At 55.5% G+C, this 17883-nt stretch carries 15 protein-coding genes; 6 read left to right on the forward strand and 9 right to left on the reverse strand.

Annotated features, from left to right (window positions below):
• The first annotated feature begins 122 nt into the window (after nucleotides 1-122).
• The 6 genes from ABIE48_RS29905 (at nucleotide 123) to ABIE48_RS29930 (ending at nucleotide 7126) form a co-directional block, all read left to right on the forward strand.
• Complete coding sequence (locus ABIE48_RS29905; protein ID WP_354520241.1) at nucleotides 123-1013, forward strand: carbohydrate ABC transporter permease; 891 nt, start codon at nucleotides 123-125, stop codon at nucleotides 1011-1013.
• Nucleotides 1014-1898, forward strand: a complete 885-nt coding sequence (locus ABIE48_RS29910) for a carbohydrate ABC transporter permease (RefSeq protein WP_089549270.1) — start codon at nucleotides 1014-1016, stop codon at nucleotides 1896-1898. It begins immediately after the preceding gene.
• 177 nt (nucleotides 1899-2075) lie between these two features.
• Nucleotides 2076-3461: an ABC transporter substrate-binding protein gene (locus ABIE48_RS29915; protein WP_192716085.1), complete on the forward strand. Its 1386-nt coding sequence runs from the start codon at nucleotides 2076-2078 to the stop codon at nucleotides 3459-3461.
• A 268-nt stretch (nucleotides 3462-3729) separates the two neighbouring features.
• Nucleotides 3730-4728, forward strand: a complete 999-nt coding sequence (locus ABIE48_RS29920; RefSeq protein WP_152399536.1) for a LacI family DNA-binding transcriptional regulator — start codon at nucleotides 3730-3732, stop codon at nucleotides 4726-4728.
• A gap of 70 nt (nucleotides 4729-4798) precedes the next feature.
• A complete protein-coding gene (locus tag ABIE48_RS29925; RefSeq protein WP_192716086.1) occupies nucleotides 4799-5788 on the forward strand; it encodes an N-acetylglucosamine kinase in 990 nt (329 codons plus the stop codon).
• A 12-nt stretch (nucleotides 5789-5800) separates the two neighbouring features.
• The gene (locus tag ABIE48_RS29930; RefSeq protein ID WP_192716087.1) at nucleotides 5801-7126 is read left to right on the forward strand and encodes a 6-phospho-beta-glucosidase; all 1326 of its coding nucleotides are present in this window, start codon (nucleotides 5801-5803) and stop codon (nucleotides 7124-7126) included.
• Nucleotides 7127-7361: 235 nt separating this feature from the next.
• Here ABIE48_RS29930 and ABIE48_RS29935 read toward each other — a convergent pair whose 3' ends face one another.
• From ABIE48_RS29935 to ABIE48_RS29975, 9 genes are all read right to left on the reverse strand, one after another.
• Entirely contained in the window at nucleotides 7362-8561 is a 1200-nt protein-coding gene (locus ABIE48_RS29935; RefSeq protein ID WP_354520741.1) for a multidrug effflux MFS transporter, read from the reverse strand.
• Nucleotides 8562-9060: 499 nt separating this feature from the next.
• Nucleotides 9061-9894: a carbohydrate ABC transporter permease gene (locus ABIE48_RS29940; protein ID WP_076173020.1), complete on the reverse strand. Its 834-nt coding sequence runs from the start codon at nucleotides 9892-9894 to the stop codon at nucleotides 9061-9063.
• A 26-nt stretch (nucleotides 9895-9920) separates the two neighbouring features.
• Nucleotides 9921-10799 (reverse strand): carbohydrate ABC transporter permease, encoded by an 879-nt coding sequence (locus ABIE48_RS29945; RefSeq protein ID WP_145027462.1) that lies wholly within the window; start codon nucleotides 10797-10799, stop codon nucleotides 9921-9923.
• Between the two features lie 194 nt (nucleotides 10800-10993).
• Nucleotides 10994-12328, reverse strand: a complete 1335-nt coding sequence (locus tag ABIE48_RS29950; RefSeq protein ID WP_192716089.1) for an ABC transporter substrate-binding protein — start codon at nucleotides 12326-12328, stop codon at nucleotides 10994-10996.
• A gap of 352 nt (nucleotides 12329-12680) precedes the next feature.
• Complete coding sequence (locus ABIE48_RS29955) at nucleotides 12681-13499, reverse strand: response regulator transcription factor (protein WP_076173022.1); 819 nt, start codon at nucleotides 13497-13499, stop codon at nucleotides 12681-12683.
• A complete protein-coding gene (locus ABIE48_RS29960) occupies nucleotides 13477-15162 on the reverse strand; it encodes a sensor histidine kinase (RefSeq protein WP_354520246.1) in 1686 nt (561 codons plus the stop codon). Before ABIE48_RS29960 ends, ABIE48_RS29955 begins: the two co-directional genes overlap by 23 nt.
• A 342-nt stretch (nucleotides 15163-15504) precedes the next feature.
• Nucleotides 15505-15966 carry a pyridoxamine 5'-phosphate oxidase family protein gene (locus ABIE48_RS29965; RefSeq protein ID WP_192716201.1) on the reverse strand — a complete coding sequence of 154 codons (462 nt, stop codon included), beginning with the start codon at nucleotides 15964-15966 and terminating at the stop codon, nucleotides 15505-15507.
• 195 nt (nucleotides 15967-16161) lie between these two features.
• Nucleotides 16162-16575 carry a YugN-like family protein gene (locus ABIE48_RS29970; RefSeq protein ID WP_076173024.1) on the reverse strand — a complete coding sequence of 138 codons (414 nt, stop codon included), beginning with the start codon at nucleotides 16573-16575 and terminating at the stop codon, nucleotides 16162-16164.
• Nucleotides 16576-16657: 82 nt separating this feature from the next.
• Nucleotides 16658-17632, reverse strand: coding sequence for a LacI family DNA-binding transcriptional regulator (locus ABIE48_RS29975; RefSeq protein WP_145027164.1), 975 nt, complete (start codon nucleotides 17630-17632; stop codon nucleotides 16658-16660).
• Between the last annotated feature and the right edge of the window lie 251 nt (nucleotides 17633-17883).

Below are 17883 nucleotides of genomic sequence, written 5' to 3' on the forward strand. Positions count from 1 at the left end.
TAAAGCACTTTAACTTTTGAGATTATAACCCGCTATAATTTATAAAAATTTAGGGTTTAATTTGTCCCATAAGTTAAAGCGTTTAAACTTTTATAAACTCTGTGAGAAAGGTTGATGCTCCCGTGACCCATCGCGAAAGCAGGCGGCAGACGCTGTACATGTATCTGTTTATTTCCCCCTGGCTCATCGGCTTTCTGGTTTTTGCCCTGTATCCCATCTTGTCCTCGCTTTATTACAGCTTCACGGACTACGACATCATTCACCCGCCCCAATTTATCGGCTTGGCCAATTATGCGGAGATGTTCGGCAATGATCTGTTCTGGAAATCCGTCACCGTTACGCTGAGGTATACGCTCATCAGCGTGCCGATCCAGCTGCTGCTGGCCCTTGGATTCGCCCTGCTGCTGAACCAGAAGATCCCGCTGCGCGGATTTTTCCGGACCGCGATGTATTTCCCGAGCATGGTATCCGGCGTGGCGATGTCGCTGCTCTGGTACTGGATTTTCAACCCGCAGATCGGACTGTTCAACTACATGCTCTCCTGGTTCGGCATCAAAGGTCCGGCCTGGCTCATGAACCCGGACACGGCTCTATACGCCTTGATGATTATGTCCTTCTGGACGGCGGGCTCGGGCATGATCCTCTTTCTGGCGGGACTGCAGGGCGTCCCGGCGAGTCTCGTGGAAGCCGCCAAGCTGGACGGGGCGGGACACTGCAAAGTTTTTCTCCATGTCACCCTGCCGATGATTTCGCCTGTACTGCTGTTCCAGCTCATTATGGGCATGATCGATTCCTTCCAGGTGTTTACCCAGGCTTTTGTCATGACCCAGGGCGGCCCGAACTACTCCACCTGGTTCTATGTCTACAACCTGTACACCAGCGCCTTTAAAGAGTACCGCGCCGGCTATTCCTCCGCCTTGGCCTGGGTGCTGCTCGTCGTCGTCATGCTTTTTACCGCGCTCGTGATGAAGCTGTCGAACCGATACGTTCACTACGAAGGAGGCAAACGCTAGATGAGTACCCTTCCGGCCGCCGGCCCGCACGCGGACAACGCCGCCCCCAAGCGCCGGCGCAGCACTGACCCCGTAGGCATTGTCAGCTTTATCGCGCTGGTCGTTACTACCTTTCTGATGCTGCTGCCCCTGTTCTTCATGGTATCGACGTCGCTGAAGTCGAAGAAGGAAATGCTGAAGTTTCCGCCGACCTTTCTGCCGGAAAGCTGGCAGTGGAGCAATTACAAGGAGATTTTCGATACACTCTCCTTCGGCACGATGTACATGAACAGCCTGATTATCGGCGTTCTTACCGTCATCGGAACGCTGCTCTCCTCGGCGCTCGCGGCCTACGGCTTTGCCAGATACCGCGGCAAGGGGAGCAACACGTGGTTCCTGCTCATGCTGAGCACGATGATGCTGCCCTACCCGGCCATCATGATTCCCCAGTTCATCCTTTTCTCGAAGCTGAACTGGATCGACACGTTCCTGCCGCTGATCGTCCCGGCGTTCTTCGGCTCAGCGTACAACATCTTCCTGCTGCGCCAATTCTTCTCGACGCTCCCTGAAGAGCTGTTTGACGCCGGGCGCATCGATGGCTGCAGCGAGTTTCGCATGTGGCGCCAAATCGCCCTCCCGCTTTCGGGACCGGCGCTCGCCACCGTAGCGATCTTCGCCTTCATCTACAGCTGGAACGATCTGCTGACACCGGTGCTGTACCTGAGCTCCACCGAGAAATTCACGCTGCCGGTCGGTATGGCATCCCTGACGTCATCCCGCTTCCGGATTCCGCCGTGGCACCTGCTGATGGTCGCCTCCGTGCTGGCCATGCTGCCGATCGTGACGCTGTTCGCTATAGCCCAGAAGCGGTTCGTGGAGGGCATCGTGCTCACCGGGATCAAGTAATGCACGGATCTATTGGAAGACCCGTCGTCCCGGCAGTCATCCTCAAGCGCCACCGGGGCGCCGTCGAACCGGCATGCTGCAAGCACCTTCCCCACAGGACTAGCAAGCCGGCTTTTACTTCAACAAGTTCAGACAGCAGCAGCACCCATTACATGAAGGCAATGGAGGTATCGGTTCATGAACAAGAACAGGAAAAGATCAGGTTTTGCCCTTCTTCTGACGACGCTGATGTTGGTTGCCGCCGCGCTGTCCGGCTGCAGCGGCGGCAAATCGGCGGGCGATGTGGTTTCCGGAGGCGAGAGCTCCGCAGGGGGCGATAAAGGCGGCACAGTGACGATTACCCACTACACGATCGACTCGGAAGACCGCACGTTCGTCGAGAAGCTGATTCCCGACTTTGAAGCAAAGCACACGAATATTAAGGTCAAGGTCGAAAAAGCGCCTTACGAGCAGTTTGACAGCAAGCTGCAGACACTGATCGCCGGCGGCAAGTCCCCGGACGTCACCAGCCATTACGGCTACGGCGGATTTGCCGAATATTACAACAAGGATATGCTGCTGGATATGACGGACATCATCCAGGAGGACGGATTCAAGGCCGGGGATTACGGCATTCCGGACAACCTGATGAGCATCTACAAGGTAAAGGACCGTACTTACGGCATTCCGGTCAATATGTATGTCACGCTGATGCTCTACAACAAGGATATGTTCGACGCGGCGAAGGTGCCTTATCCGCCGAGCGATTATGAGGACAAGAGCTGGACGTTCGACAAAATGGTCGAAGACGCCAAGAAGCTGACCGTTGTTTCGGACGACATCGCCAAAACCCAGTACGGCGTGGACTTTACCTGGGCTGAGCGCGATAACCGCCCTCTCTACTTCGGGGCCGAGCCTTATTCGGAAGACACCTGGACCAACGGCGGCGTTCCTTCCGCTACCCATTTCGATTCGCCGGAAGTGATGGCGGCGTATAACAAGCTGTTCGGTTTGATTTTCAAAGAGAAGGTCTCCCCGACGACCGAGTGGAGCAAAAGCGTCGCCGGTCAGAACGGCGATCCCTTCGTCGCCGGCAAAATCGGCATGTCCGTCGGCGGTTCGTGGAATCTCGCGGGGGCCAACGATTTTCCGTTCAAAGTGGGCGTAGCGGCCGTGCCTTGGGGCGGCAACGACAAGGTGCGCAGCACGCTGTACGTCGATCCGCTCATGATCCTGAAAGGTTCCAAGCATCCGAAGGAAGCTTTTGAATGGATCAAGTATCTGGTCACCGCCGAGGTGCAGGAGAAATCCATCGAGCTCAGCGGAGGCAATCCGCCGGTCAACACGCAGGCAGCTGAGGCTTATTACCAACATTTTGAGGGCGTCGACCCACAGGATATTAAGAACGTATACGAAGGCGCCATTAAATACGGCTTTGAGTCCTATAACCACCTGATCACAAACTACTCGCAAATCAACGACATGTTCATTAACGAGATGCAGCCGATCGAAAGCGGGCACAAGACGGTAGAAGAAGTCATGCCGACGATCCAGAAGAAGCTGCAGGAGATCATCAAGCGGTAAACGGAAAGTTTGTGGAACATGAATAGAGAAATTTCCCCTTCCATCGTAAAAATGTCCTCCTCGGTGGGGCGGGCCATAATTTTATAATGTAGATATCCGATTCAATTCAATTCGTTATACCTTTTTACGACGTATCGGCGATCGGATGCCGTCCTCTTGGGGCGGTATCTGGTTTATGCCATCCCATGCTTCGCGGACAGACTTCCGTCCATGTATACTAGGGATAAGTTTATAGGTACGGAAAAATCTGCCCAAGGAGAAATGAGAGATGAAAGTAAGTATTTTTGACGTTGCCAAAAAATCAGGACTGTCCGTCGTAACGGTATCCCGCGTGTTGAACGGGGCCGAAACCGTCCGGGAAAAAAACCGGCAGAAAGTGCTCGATGCGATCAAAGAGCTGGGATACCACCCGAACGCCGCCGCCCGGAGCCTTGCCCGCGGGAAAACCGGCATCATCGGCCTGATTGTAACGACCCTGCAGGATTCCTTCTTTGATGCCGTTGTCAAAGAGCTGAACGAAGTGTTAGCGCTTCACGGCTACTACCTGGCCATTTCGGTATCGACGGGCATCGGTTCGGACGAGAGCCATTACCTGATTCAGGAGGACCGGGTGGACGGGCTCATTCTGCTCTCCCCCATGGAAGAAGACAACTATATCGTGGAATTAAAAAAACGCGGCATTCCATACGTACTGATCGACAATCAGAAGCCGGAAAACGACAATTTCTCGGTGACGATCGACAACTTCAAGGGCGGCTATGCGGCAGCAAGCCATCTGCTCGATAACGGATATACGTCCATCGCCCATTTGTGCGGACAGGAGATGTTCCGAAGTACCCGGGAGAGACGCGACGGATTTATGCAGGCGCTGTCCGAGCGGGGGCTTGCCCCCTTTGAAATCGTAAACGGAGACTTTGAAATCGGGTTCGGCTATGAAACGGCCGTACGGTGGCTGAAGGAAGGGCAGCTTCCGCAAGCGGTCTTCGCCGGCGACGACAATATCGCCCTCGGCGTGGTGAACGCGCTGATGGAAGCGGGCGTTCAGGTGCCCGGCCAGGTAGCCGTCGTTGGCTATGACGACCAGACCATATCCTCCCAGCTTCATCCGTATCTGACGACGGTACGCCAGCCGGCAGACCGGATCGGCATCGCCGCAGCCGACATGCTGCTGAAGCGGATCGACGGTACGATGAAGCGCGGAGCCAACTTGAAAATCGATCCGGAGCTCATCGTCCGGGAGTCGTCCGTTCCTGGGCGTCGAGCCTGACTTTAATTACCCAGCTCCGGATCATCATGTAATGCAAAAGCATGAATTGATCATATAGGAGTGACGACTATTGGCTTATTATTTGGGAATCGACGGGGGAGGCACCAAAACCTATGCCCTGCTCACCGACGAACAGGGGCAAGTGCTCGGCAAAGGCCAGAGCGGCAACGGAAATCACCAAATTGACGCCACCGTGGCCGCCGAGAGCATCCGGAGCGCCGCTTTTGGTGCCATCACCGACGCCGGGCTGCAGCTTGCGGACATCCGCCACACCTTCTTCGGCCTGGCGGGAGCCGACCGTGAGCCGGATTACCGGATCCTGCATCCCATGATCCGAAATATGGGCTTCACGGATTATTCGGTCGACTGTGATACCGTCATCGGCCTCCGGGCAGGGACGAAGCGGCCGTACGGGGTCGCCCTCATCTGCGGCACGGGCACCAATGCCGCCGGCCGGAATCCGCAAGGCGAGCACGTGCAGTGCGGCGGTTTCGATTACATGTACGGCGATTTTGGCGGAGGCGGAGCCTTGAACATCGAGGTGTTCCGCTCCGTCATCCGCGCCTGGGACGGACGCGAGCAGCCGACGCAGCTGACGGAACTGCTGTTGTCCCTGCTGGGCTACGATACCGTCGGCGAGATGTTCGACGATTTCTACGATAACCAGCGCAGCGTGCCCGTAGACGCCGCACGCCTGCTGTTTGCAGCTGCTGCAGGCCAGGATGCGGTGGCGCTGGAAATTTTGAACCGCCAGGGCGTAGAGCTCGGCAAATCGGCCGCTGCCGTCATTCGCAGGCTCGGTATGGAGAACGAGGCCTTTGATGTGGTGCTTGCCGGCAGCCTGCTGACGCGGGGTGACCGCGGATGGATCCGCAGCCCGATTGAGCAGGCCGTCCGTGCCGTTGCACCGGCCGCTTCGGTCGTGACGCTAGCGACCGAGCCGGTCGTCGGCGCCGTATGGGCGGCTATGGAGGCGGACGGTTTAACGATTCCGGAACAGGTCTATGAGCAGATGCGGCTGTTCCGCGATTTTGAACATATTCACCAAACTACCCGATAGGAGTGAAGGATCATGACTTCAAAACAGGGGTTGAAAATAGCAGTGATCGGCGGGGGCTCCTCATATACGCCAGAGCTGGTCGAAGGGTTTATCCTGCATCACCGTGAGCTTCCGGTCCGCGAGCTGTGGCTCGTCGATATCGAGCCAGGTCTCCGGAAGCTGAACATCGTCGGCAGCCTGGCGAAACGGATGGTCGAGAAGTCCGGACTGCCGATCGAAGTGCATCTGACCACCGACCGCCGCAAAGCGATCGAAGGCGCCGACTTCGTCAGCACCCAAATGCGCGTAGGCATGCTGGACGCCCGGGGACGCGACGAATCGATCCCGCTCAAGTACGGGGTCATCGGTCAGGAAACGACCGGTCCCGGCGGCATGATGAAGGCGCTGCGGACGATCCCGGTCCTGCTCGATATTTGCCGGGATATGGAGGAGCTGGCGCCAAACGCCTGGCTGCTTAACTTTACCAACCCGGCCGGCATGGTCACCGAAGCCATCCTGAAGTATTCCAACGTCCGCAGCATCGGGTTATGCAACGCGCCCATCGGCCTGATCAAGCAAACTTCCGCCAAATACCAGGTCGCTCCTGACCGGGTCTACGCTGAGTTTGTGGGTCTGAATCATCTTCACTGGGTCACCCGCGTCGATGTCGAGGGCGAAGACAAACTCGATGAACTGCTCGCCGATACCGCCGGCTACAGCGCTTCGAACGTGCCGGCCCGCGAATGGAATCCCGAGTTCCTGCAGTCGCTGCGTGCCCTGCCCTCATATTATTTAAAATATTTTTACATGACGGACGCGATGCTGGAAGAGCAGCTCGAGTCCTTCCATCAGGGCATCAACCGCGCCGAGGTCGTGAAGCGGGTCGAAGAGGAGCTGTTTAAGCTGTACAGCGACCCGCATCTGAAAGAGAAGCCGAAGCAGCTGGAACAGCGCGGCGGCGCCTTTTACTCCGAAGCCGCCGTCAACCTAATGCGGTCGCTCTATAACGGGACTAATGACATCCAGACGCTGAACGTGGCCAACCGCGGGACGCTGCCGTTCCTGCCCGGTGACGCCAGCATTGAGGTCAACTGCGTCGTAACGAAGAACGGGCCGCTCCCGCTGCCTGTGACGCGCATCCCGCGGATGGCCGTCGGCCTGATCCAGGCCGTCAAAACCTATGAGCAGCTCGCCATCGACGCCGCGGTCACCGGTGACCGCGGGCTGGCGATCCAAGCGCTGGCCCATCACCCGCTTGTGCCGTCGGTCGAAGTAGCTATCAAGATGCTGGATGAGATGCTGGAGGCCAACAAAGAATATTTGCCGCAGTTTTTCGGGAAAACACCGGCTCATCCCTGACAGATGGGCTCAAAGGATGAGCGGATGATCGTGACGCCTGTCTGCGGGTGGCCCCTTTTTCCTTTTCCCCTGGCAGTACTGCCGCTGCAAAGCACACAAAAAAACCTTGAACGGCACGTTCCCGTTCAAGGTTTTTTCAGTTCGCACCGCGTCAGCCGCCTCTACGCTGCGCAGGCTGCAGGCCCAGCGGTCAGGTGGCCGCCTTCCGGCCGGGCCACCCACGGCGTCCCCGGCGTCACAGCCCTGCCGAGGCGTCCGTCGAGCCGGCTTGGCTGACGCGCGTGTGCCTGCGCACCAGCAGCACGTAGCACAGCACGGCGCCGACGTCCGCGCAGGCGATGACGATGCCCATCGGCAGGGCCGAAGTGCTGCCCCCGATGCCTACGAGCGGGCTGACGATCCCGCCGAAGATGTAGGAGAGCAGCCCGAGCAGCGCCGAGGCGCTGCCTGCCGAGCGGCCGTAATCCTGCAGAGCCAGCGAGGAACCTGCGGTTCCGACGATGCCGACGCAGGATACGACCACGAACAGCGGCGGCAGGATCGCCGCAAGGCCCGCCCCCGCGGCGAGCAGGATCAGCAGCAGCACGCCGCCGATCGTCGCCAGGGTAATGCCGGTCACAAGCAGCTTTTTCTCGCTGACGCGTCCGGCCAACCGGCCGGTGATCTGCCCCGCGATAATGATCCCGAGTCCGTTCGTGGCGAAGATCACGCTGAACATTTGCGGGGATACCCCGTAGATTTCCTGCAGCACGAACGGCGAGCCGGAAATGTAGGCAAACATGGCGGCTGATATGAAGCCTGAGCTGAGCGCCAGGCCCATGAACTTGCCGTCGCACAGCAGCTTGCCGAACGTCTTCATCGTGCCCAGCGTCCCGCCGCCGGAGCGGTTGCCGGGCGCCAGCGTTTCCGGCAGCCCGAGCATGACGGCCAGCAGCATGGCGACCCCGATGGCGGTCAGCACGATAAATACGCCGCGCCACGAAGTCACCTGAAGCAGCTGCCCGCCCAGGATCGGCGACAGAATCGGCGCCGCCCCATTCACCAGCATCAGCATGGAGAAAAACTTGGTCAGCTCGCTCCCGGAGTACATGTCCCGGACGACCGCTCTCGAAATGACAATGCCCGCCGAGCCGGCAATGCCCTGGATAAACCGGAGCAGAATCAGCAGCTCAATCGACGGGCTGAAGGCGCACAGCAGCGACGAAACCCCGTACACCACCATCCCGATCATCAGCGGCGTGCGGCGTCCCCTCACATCGCTGATTGGCCCCGCCAGCAGCTGGCCTACCGCAAGCCCGATCAGGCAGGACGTCAAGCTGAGCTGGGTCAGCGAGGCCGTCGTGTGCATCGACTTGGCCATTTCCGGCAAAGACGGCAAATACATATCAAGCGAAAACGGACCGAAGGCCGACAGCGCCCCCAGCACAATAATCATCCAGACCCGGTTCGCGCCCTGTCCGGAAGCAGCTGCGCCCGTAGAGCCGCCTGCCTTCGCATCCGTATGTGAACGTTTATTCATAAGTTCTATCTTGTTCCCCCTCTGAGTTCCCTGCTCCGATGCATGGCATGATAACGTAAAATTCTCTTCACTAGATAGATTGAACTAAAGTATAGAGTATCATATTTCCCTCGCAAAATGAGCAGCTTGCCTATATTTCCAAGAAGCATCGTCCTCCCCTTCAACCGTTCCCCCATACCGCTATCCCCATTTCCTTGGCGCTCGGTCACCCCGCCTTTTTGGCAGCTTAGATCTACAAAGAAAAACAGCCTGGCCAAAGAAATTTGGCCACGCTGCGGCGACTTGCTAACAAACACGTTTATCGACGTACTTTATAAGAAGACATACCGCGTTTAGCGGAAGTTTTTCTTGCGAGATAAAGATGTTTTGCCCGGGAAGTTAATACTTTCTTATCTCCAAACATAAGCACAACCCGTCAACCCTTGATCCCGGACAGTGTCACGCCCTCGATGATATACCGTTGACCGATAATATACACAATCAGCACCGGAATCAGCGCAATCGAGGCGCCGGCCATCATGAGCGTCCAGTCCGTGGAGTACATACCGCGGTACAGGTTCAGCATCATCGGAACGGTGAATTTTTCGGGAGTGTTCAGGAAAATGAGCGGATAGAAGAAGCTGTTCCACATGCCGAGGAACGTGAAAATGCCGAGCGCCGACAAAGCCGGTTTCACCAGGGGCAGCATAATCCGCGCATAAATCGTCCAGCGGTTGGCACCGTCCACGATGGCGGCCTCCTCCATCTCCTTCGGAATGCCTCTGAAAAACTGGCGCAGCAGAAACACGCCGAAGGCGTTAAACAACGCAGCGGGCACAATGATCGACAAATGCGAGTCGAGCCAGCCGATGCTTTTCATCATCAAGTACAGGGGAATGATCGTGACTTGCCCCGGCACCATCATCGTCGCCAGAAACAGGACGAAGAGGGGCTCCCGGAAAGGAAAGCGGATCTTGGCAAACGCGTAAGCCGCCATCGAGCAGGTGAACAGCTGCGAAGCAACGACGATTATGTTGATATAGAAGCTGTTGAAATACGCCCTTCCGAAGGGCAAAGCCGTTAACGAGGTTTTGAAATTGGACCACACGAACGGATCGGGAATCCATTTGGGCGGCACGATAAAAACTTGGGACAGATCCTTGAGCGAGCTGAGCAGCATCCATACAAACGGCAGTGCCATAATGCACGCGCCGATCAACAATATAATATGAAGCAGGACGGTGGACAAACGTAGTCCTCTGGTCTGCATGCGTTCTCCTCCTTATCCGGTCGATTCTAGTCCTCGTAATGGACCCAGCGTTTGGACATTTTCATTTGGAACAGCGTCAGCGCCAAGATCATGATGAACAAAATGACTGCGGTCGCCGTGCTTTTCCCGAACGTAAAGTCCACGAACGCCGAATCGTAAATGTGAAACACGATCGTATAGCTCGCTTTCGCGGGCCCGCCGGAGGTCATGACGAACGACTGGTCGAACACCTGAAACGAACCGATGATCGTCATAATCGTCACGAAAAAGGTCGTCGGAGACAGCAGCGGAACGGTTATATTGACAAACTGCTGCCACTTGCTGGCGCCGTCAATCTGTGCCGCTTCGTAATAGCTGGCGGATATGCCCTGCAGCCCGGCCAGGAACAAAACCATATTCCCGCCAAGCCCCATCCAGACGCTGAGCATGGCGATCGACGGCATAACAAACCGCGTGTCGGTCAGCCAGCGGGGACCGTCGATCCCGAACCACTCCTTCAAATAAAGGTTGATCAACCCGAAATCGGCGTTAAACAGCCACATAAAGACGACGGCGACCGCCACGGACATCGTAATGTTCGGCATAAAATAAATAAGTCTGTAGATCAGCTTGCCTTTTACCCGATTCAGGCCCACCGCGATGAGCATCGCCAAAATAATACCCGTAGGCACGGTTAGCACCGTATAATACAGCGTGTTAACCACGGCGATCCGGAAATCCTCATCCTTGAACGTATTGATGAAGTTATCCAGTCCGACAAACTGCTTCTCCCCCATCCCGTCCCATTTCATCATGCTGAGCACGAAAGCCGAAATCAGGGGAATTAAGGAGAACAGCAGCAGTCCGACCAATTGGGGAAAAATAAAGACATAGCCCCATATGCCATCCGATGTCTTGCTCGTCATAGCGGTCTTCCGTTTGTTGTCCGGCTGCAAGGCCGGCGCAGAAGCCGTTCGATCGGCGGTCTGATTCTGCATAAACATCCACCTTCCTCTTGCAATTTACGCCTTATGAAGCGCTGGCCGCCAGCCGCCGGCCGGCATGGAAAGAGGGAAGGAACGCTGCGCTGTGCCCTGCGCTCCTTCCCTCCGGACTTTCGTTATTTGCCGTTTTTATAATCGTCGATTTTTTTGTTGGCCATTTCCTGGATGTCTTTGAGAGATGCGTCCAACTCGCCGTTCTTGAGCCACAATGCCTCGAACTTGGAAGTAATATCCGTGCTCAATCCTGGGATGCCGGCCTCGAACGGCGTCAGCGAATAACCCACCTCACGGGCATCGAGGAATAGCTGGGCATGCTCCGGCAGATTGCCTTCCAGAACGACGTCATCCACACCTTGAACGGACGGAACGGCATTACCCCCGCCTTGCAGACGGAACTTCTGGCCATCGGAGCTCAGGAATTCGGAGTAGAAGGTATAGGCGGCGTCTTTATGCTTCGATGCGCTGTTCATAACCAGGAATGCCGTCGGAATTCCGGCCGGTTCAATCTTGTTCCCGGTGTTCGTCGGCCAGGTCACGACATCGTACTCCAGGCTGGAGTTTTTCTTGAACAGCGGCAGATACCAGCGTCCAGCACCGACGAATCCGACTTGGTTGGACATAAACATGGCGTCACCGCCCTGCCCCTTCGGCAGCGTACCGGCAAATGTAATATTTTTCTCCTTCACGTTATCGTACAGGAACTGGAACGCTTCCTTCGCCTTCGGATCGTCATAGCCGATGAACTTGCCGTTGTCGTCGTAAACTTTGCCGCCGTTGGACGTTACCCAGCTGTAATAGCTGTTCCAGGAGTTATCCAGCACGTAACCGTACTTTTTCGAGTCGCGGATTTTCTCCACCATGCCTTTGAACGCGTCCCAGGTCCATTGACCCTTCGCCTGAAGGTCCGCCGGCATCTCCGTAATTCCCGCGTCGTTCAGCACTTTCTTGTTATACCACAGCACCATCGGATTGCAGTCCACCGGCACGCCGTAGATTTTGTCGTCACGCTTGGCCGCGCCCCACAACCCTTCAAAGTAGTCTTCCGGTTTGATTTTGCTGTCTGCCGCCGTCATTCTCGGCGTCATTTCTTCGATGCTCTTATTCTCGATCAGTTTCACGACGAAGCCATCGCCGGCATAAAACACGTCAGGGGCGGTTCCTCCCGTCAGCTGTGTCAAAATTTTCTGGTCGTATTCCCCCGGGATCGGAATCAGCTCCGCCTCAATGTCGGGATGCCTCTTGTTGAAATCCTTCGTAAACTCCTGGAAGCGGGTCAGCTCTCCGGGATTCCCCCAGGTCGCCCATTTAATTTTGACCTTCTCCCCGCTGCCTTTGCCGTCTTCCGCCACCGCTCCCTGGTTATCGCCGCTGCCGCCACCCGATCCGCATGCCTGCAGCACAACCGACGCCAACAATACCACCGCTAGCAAGGACTTTCTGAGCTTCTTCATTTCTTTACTCCCCCATTCAAAAGAGTAGTCATCGGATTAGCATCTTGGTGTGAAAACGCTTACGTTATTATTATAAAACGGCGCCCTTCGCCTTTTGAACGGCACATATTTCCGAAATCGTGTCATGTTTTCCTGTGTTTTTGACTATATAAGTTGAACTATTCCAAATGGATGATGGAGGCAAGTACGCAAAAAGTTCCTACGATCGCTCTTGTTTTCGGATTTCTTTGATGGATCCTAATAAGGCAGAAATCCGAAAGCCAAATGCGACCGCTTCGCTTCTTCGGAATCGTTTTACTCCCTTGCCCTGCATCCTATTCTTTAGTTCAGCTTATATATCGTGCGAAGCACCTTATCTTCGCGGCATGCCCTGGAATTCCGCGGGCGTCAGTCCGACGACCTTTTTGAACTGCTTGCTGAAATGCTTGGTGTCATTGAAGCCGGACATCTCCGCGACCTCATATACCTTCAGCGTTGGATTTTGCAGAAGCTCCTTAGCCCGGTTCACCCGCAGCGTAATCAAGTAATCGATGAAATTGTGTCCGGTGACCCGCTTGAACATTTCACTGAAGTAGTTGCGGCTGACACACACCTTGTCGGCAACCTGCTGCAGAGAGATCGACTCTGTGAAATGCTCCGAAATATACTCGACCGCCTGCTGGACGATCCGTTGGTGCAGCGATTTATCCGGAGGCGGACAATCCGCAGGGAGGGGCAGCGGCATCACGGCAACCGCCGGATCTGCGCTGTTTTTTTCTTTGTACTGCTCCAGAATACGGTGATCCTCCTTCTCCTTCTGTAGGCTGTGGCGCATTTCATACAGCACCGTTTTCAGCGACTCCGCACTCAGCATCGGCTTTAAAATATAGTCAAAGGCACCCAGCCGAATCCCCTCGCGGACGTACTCGAAGTCGCTGTGGCAGCTGAGCAGGAGCACCTTGACCCAAGGACAGATTTCCCTCGTCCTGCGCGCCAGCTCAAGCCCATCCATGACCGGCATGGCAATATCGGTAATCAGAATGTCGATCTCCTTGCTTTCGACCCATTTCATCGCCCGCTGGCCGTTGGAGGCTTCTCCCACCAGCTCGAATCCGTTGACTTCCCACTCAAAAGTAGACCGAATCCCCATTCTTGCGATGGCTTCATCATCAACCAACAGCACTTTGTACATCCTGATCCCCCTTTAAATTTGAAAAAGTAATCGTGACCTCTGTCCCCTGCATGAGCTCGCTGGTCACGCTGACCCCGTATCCGCTGCCGTAATACAGCCGAATCGTTTGGTGCACATGGCGCAGCCCGATGTTGGTCATCCCCCGGTGATGATGGGCACGATCGTCGGCGAAGATGTGGGCCAGCCGCTCTTCGCTCATACCTACGCCGTCGTCGGCGATGCTGACGATGATCTCCTCCCCTTCTTGGCGCGCGCGGATCTCAATCGTACCCGGTTCGTCTTTGGGCGCGATACCGTGGAAGACCGCGTTCTCCACGATCGGCTGCAGCAGCATGCGCGGAATCGGGATTTGCTTCAGCTCATCGGGACAATCGATAAGCAGGGTGATGGCGTTGTCATATCGGTACCCTTGAATGACCATATATTTCTGCAGCAAGTCCAGCTCCTCGCCTAGCTGGATAAAGACGCCACTGCGCCCCATACTGACCTCGAGCAGCTGGACGAGCGAGGTGACGGCCTGGTCGACATCGTTCGTGCGGTTCAGCTTGGCCAGCCAGCGGATCGAATTCAGCGTGTTGTACAGAAAATGCGGATTGATCTGGTACCGAAGCGCCCGGATTTCGGCCTTCTTCTTCTCAGATTCCTCCTTGGCAATCCGCTCGATGAGCAGCTCGATCTGTTCGATCATCTTGTTGAAGCTGCGTCCAAGCTGGCCGATTTCGTTGCGTCCGACGCTGCGGCTGCGAATGGTCAGGTCGCCGGCTTCCCCTTTGCGCATCAAGCGGCTTAAGTTGACGAGCGGATTTCCGATTCTGCGTGTAACGTAATAGCCCATGCCGATCGCCAGCACGATCGAGCAGAGGGTAATCAACACCGTCAGGTTCCGGATACTGGCCGAATCAGCTGTCATCTCCTCCAGCGGCACGACGCCGACGACGCGCCAGTCGTTGTCGAGCAGCTCGGGAATCATCAGCGTGTTGCGCCGTCCTTCGCGCAGCTGCGTCTTCCGGGTCGGCAGCGGCAGCTTCGACGTTTGGCCGTACTCATCCGGGTCGGGATGGTAGAAATACTGATTCCGGTCGTTGACGATGTAGACATATCCCGTATCGCCGAATTGAACGCGGTTCAGCTCATCGATCAGCACGTTCCCCATCACCTCGACAAACATGACGCCGATAATTTCGCCGGTCTCCCAGCTGCGGATGGCCCTGCCGAGACCGAACACCGGGAAGCCCATCCCGGTCTTTTTCAGGTATGAGGTTTCGGAGAGTCCAAACCATACGGTATTGCCGTTCGCCTTCAAAATGGCTTTGTACCAGTCGGAATCCCACTGATTTGGGATCGACATGAGGGAATCTGCGCTGAGCACCGAGTTTTTGCCTTTGACATCAAAAATATAAATATCGAGAATTTCCGGTGAATTGATCATAATCGAGGTCAGCATATCTTTACCGTCCTTCACCTTGAGCGTCGTTTCATAGGCGTTGTCGCCCTGCCTTTGCTCCAAAATGTTGTGGACGATTTTGCTGTTTAATACCATCATCGAGGAGTCATCCAGTTTCTTGAAAAACATGTTCAGCTTGTCGCTGACCTGCACGATCGTTAGCGCGGCCACCTTGCTGACCTGCTGTTCAACGATCAAGGACGATTTGTGGTAGGACAAAAAACCTCCTATAAGGACAGGAAGAGTCATCCCGAAGAAAAAGAAGAGGAAGAGCTGCACGACAATCGAGTGTAGCGGGGGAAAGCGCGTGAGGAGCCAGGATCTCATATGCGAATCACCCTCTTTTTCCAAGTGTGAATTTCGTAATGTTATTGTATATACGAATGATTGCGCTTTCAAAGTCATGTTGCATAAATTCCGAACAAAGCACGAAAGATCAGAAGAAAAGCCCTATCGACGTAAACTCATGATAGCTGAACCGCGTTATGCGGCATCCTCAGACCAGGCATCTGCCCAGTCCGGGGATGGCCGAAGCACCTTTATCGGCATTCGGCTGTCTTTCTACAACCTCAGCTCGGCTAACGTCTCATACCAGCGGGTGAGCACAGCTTCGGGCTCCTTAAAGTCGACCTGGATGCCGGACCTAATGTCCGCATACGCGGCCACATCCGCTCGGACGGATAGGATGTCCGCCTCAAAACGCTCCCGTGGATGCTTGGCTGCGGGAAGCACCGGCAGAAGTCTCAGCGCAAGCTTTACGTAAAAGGCCTTACCGGAGTAGACCAGAACGAGCGTTGCTTTTCCCGTACGAATCATGTTTCGGGTCGTCGCGGTTCCGTTCCACATGGCCAGCCGGACCTGCCCCCGGTCCAGGGCGACGATCTCGCCTACACTGATCATGGCCGTATGCGGCCAGCCCTCCTCCGTTACGGTCATCAGCATCATCGCCTCATGCTGCTTCGTGATCAGCTCCCTGCCGTCCAGCAGCTCGTACAGCTCGTCCGGAAGTTCCGCCGTCTCCATGTATTTCATTGACTGACACCTCCTTTCTTCCCTGTAGTTCTCCTATTGTACTCTATGAAACAAACGATGGCTGTATAAAAAGAAACACGTAAGCTCCGGCGATCCCCGCCGTTTTCGCTCCGCTTTCCTATACAAAACAAAAAGCAGCCCGGCCAAACGAATTTGACCAAGCTGCTCTAATTTACGGCGAAATCCTTAGGGTAAGTACCCCAGCTCCACTTCCTGCAGAACGCTTCTTGCGCGCTGTACCCACTCGTCCTCCAGATGTGCGTCAGGATCGAGCGGTGCCTGAAACTGGTCGAATAAGGCGCCGAGCAGATGGGGCATGGCATGCTTGTCAGTTCCCGTGTTGTATACATACTTGAATACGAAAGGACGTCCCAGCTTAACGGTCGCCCGGCAGCCGCCGCATTCGCCGTCCAGGTTGCCTTTGGTTACATGAAAAGGGATCCGCAGCCACACCATTCTTTCCTGGTCAAGGCGCTTATCCAGATAGCCGTGCTTATAATCCCAGTTGCCGGCCAGCGAAAAATCATGTTTGCATAGGTAGCTGTCAATATTGACGAATTCGTCTTCCACATTTTCGAGTCTGGACTCCAAATTGATCATTCCTGCATCCTCCCTGTCGGTTTACCTTCAGGATGAGCAGGAATATCTTTCTTTATACTTCAACGGCCGCCGTCCGGCGGGATTAGACTGATTGGACCGGCTTAACCGATTCCGCCTTGACCAAGGTTACATAAATCCGCTCATTTTCGACCGGCTTGCCTTCAATGATTTTGATCAGCTGCTCGGATGCGAGCGAACCCCACTTTTTCTTGGAATAATCGATCGTCGCAAGCCTTGGGCGGATGTACTCGGACAGCTCGATATTATCGAAACCGATGATGTGGATGTCCTTGCCCATCTCCAAATCCGTTTCGGATATATAGTCATACATGCCGATCGCCATTTCGTCATTCAGGCAAAAGACCGCCACCGGACCCGCGAATTCCGCGGCAATCTGTTTGCCGGCCCGCTCGCCGCCCGTGCGGTTAAAGTCACCGGGAATTTCAATGCACTCCACGTCGCTGCTTCGTTCGACCGTTTGTCTGACCGCAGCCATACGCTGCTTCGAGTCGTAAGAGCCCTCGGGACCGGTAACCACGTAAATTTTCCGGTGTCCCAGGTCGATCAGATACTCCATCGCCAGGCTGGCCCCGGCTTTGTTATCAAGAAGGACGTGATTGATATTCGGATGCTTCAGCTCCCGGTCCAGCACCACCAGCCGATGCCCAAGCTCGGCAAAGTTCAGCAGCTGCTCGTCCGAGAACGTGTGGTCGAGGATCAGCGCCCCGTCAAACAGCTTCTCGGCCAGCAGCCGGTGCGACTGGGGGCCGCTGCATACCACCAGATCGTATCCTTTTTGAATCAGCGTGCCCTTCATTCCCTGAAGCAGATCTCCGTAGAAACCGCCGCTAAAATCCGGCAGAAAGGCCCCGATAATTTTCGACTCCTTTTTCTTCAGGCTTCGTGCCGCCGCATTGGGTACATAATTCAGTTCTTTGGCGATGGCCAAAATCCGGGCGCAGGTCTCATCCGTCACCTTCGAGCTTCCGTTCAGCGCGTAGGATACCGTTGATATGGATACGCCGGCTTTTTTGGCGATATCTTTAATGCTGGCCACGGCTTCTCACTCCAATCGTTTGGCTTATCATTTCATTTTATCATTCTGTTTGAATCGTTTCGACACCGGTGCCCCGTTCCCCTGCCCAACAGCGCCTTCATACAGGTTAAATTCATTTCTATCAACGGCGCTAATCTGTTCCTGAAAAAGAAAGGGACCGCCCGGGCAGCGGATTTGCTGTCCCTGGTCGGCCCCTCATTTAAACCGCTTCACAAAGGCAGGATGCCGATCGTGGGCAGTCCTCACCGCAT

The organism is Paenibacillus sp. OAE614 (genome assembly GCF_040546645.1).
GTDB classification, from domain to species: Bacteria; Bacillota; Bacilli; order Paenibacillales; family Paenibacillaceae; genus Paenibacillus_AQ; species Paenibacillus_AQ favisporus.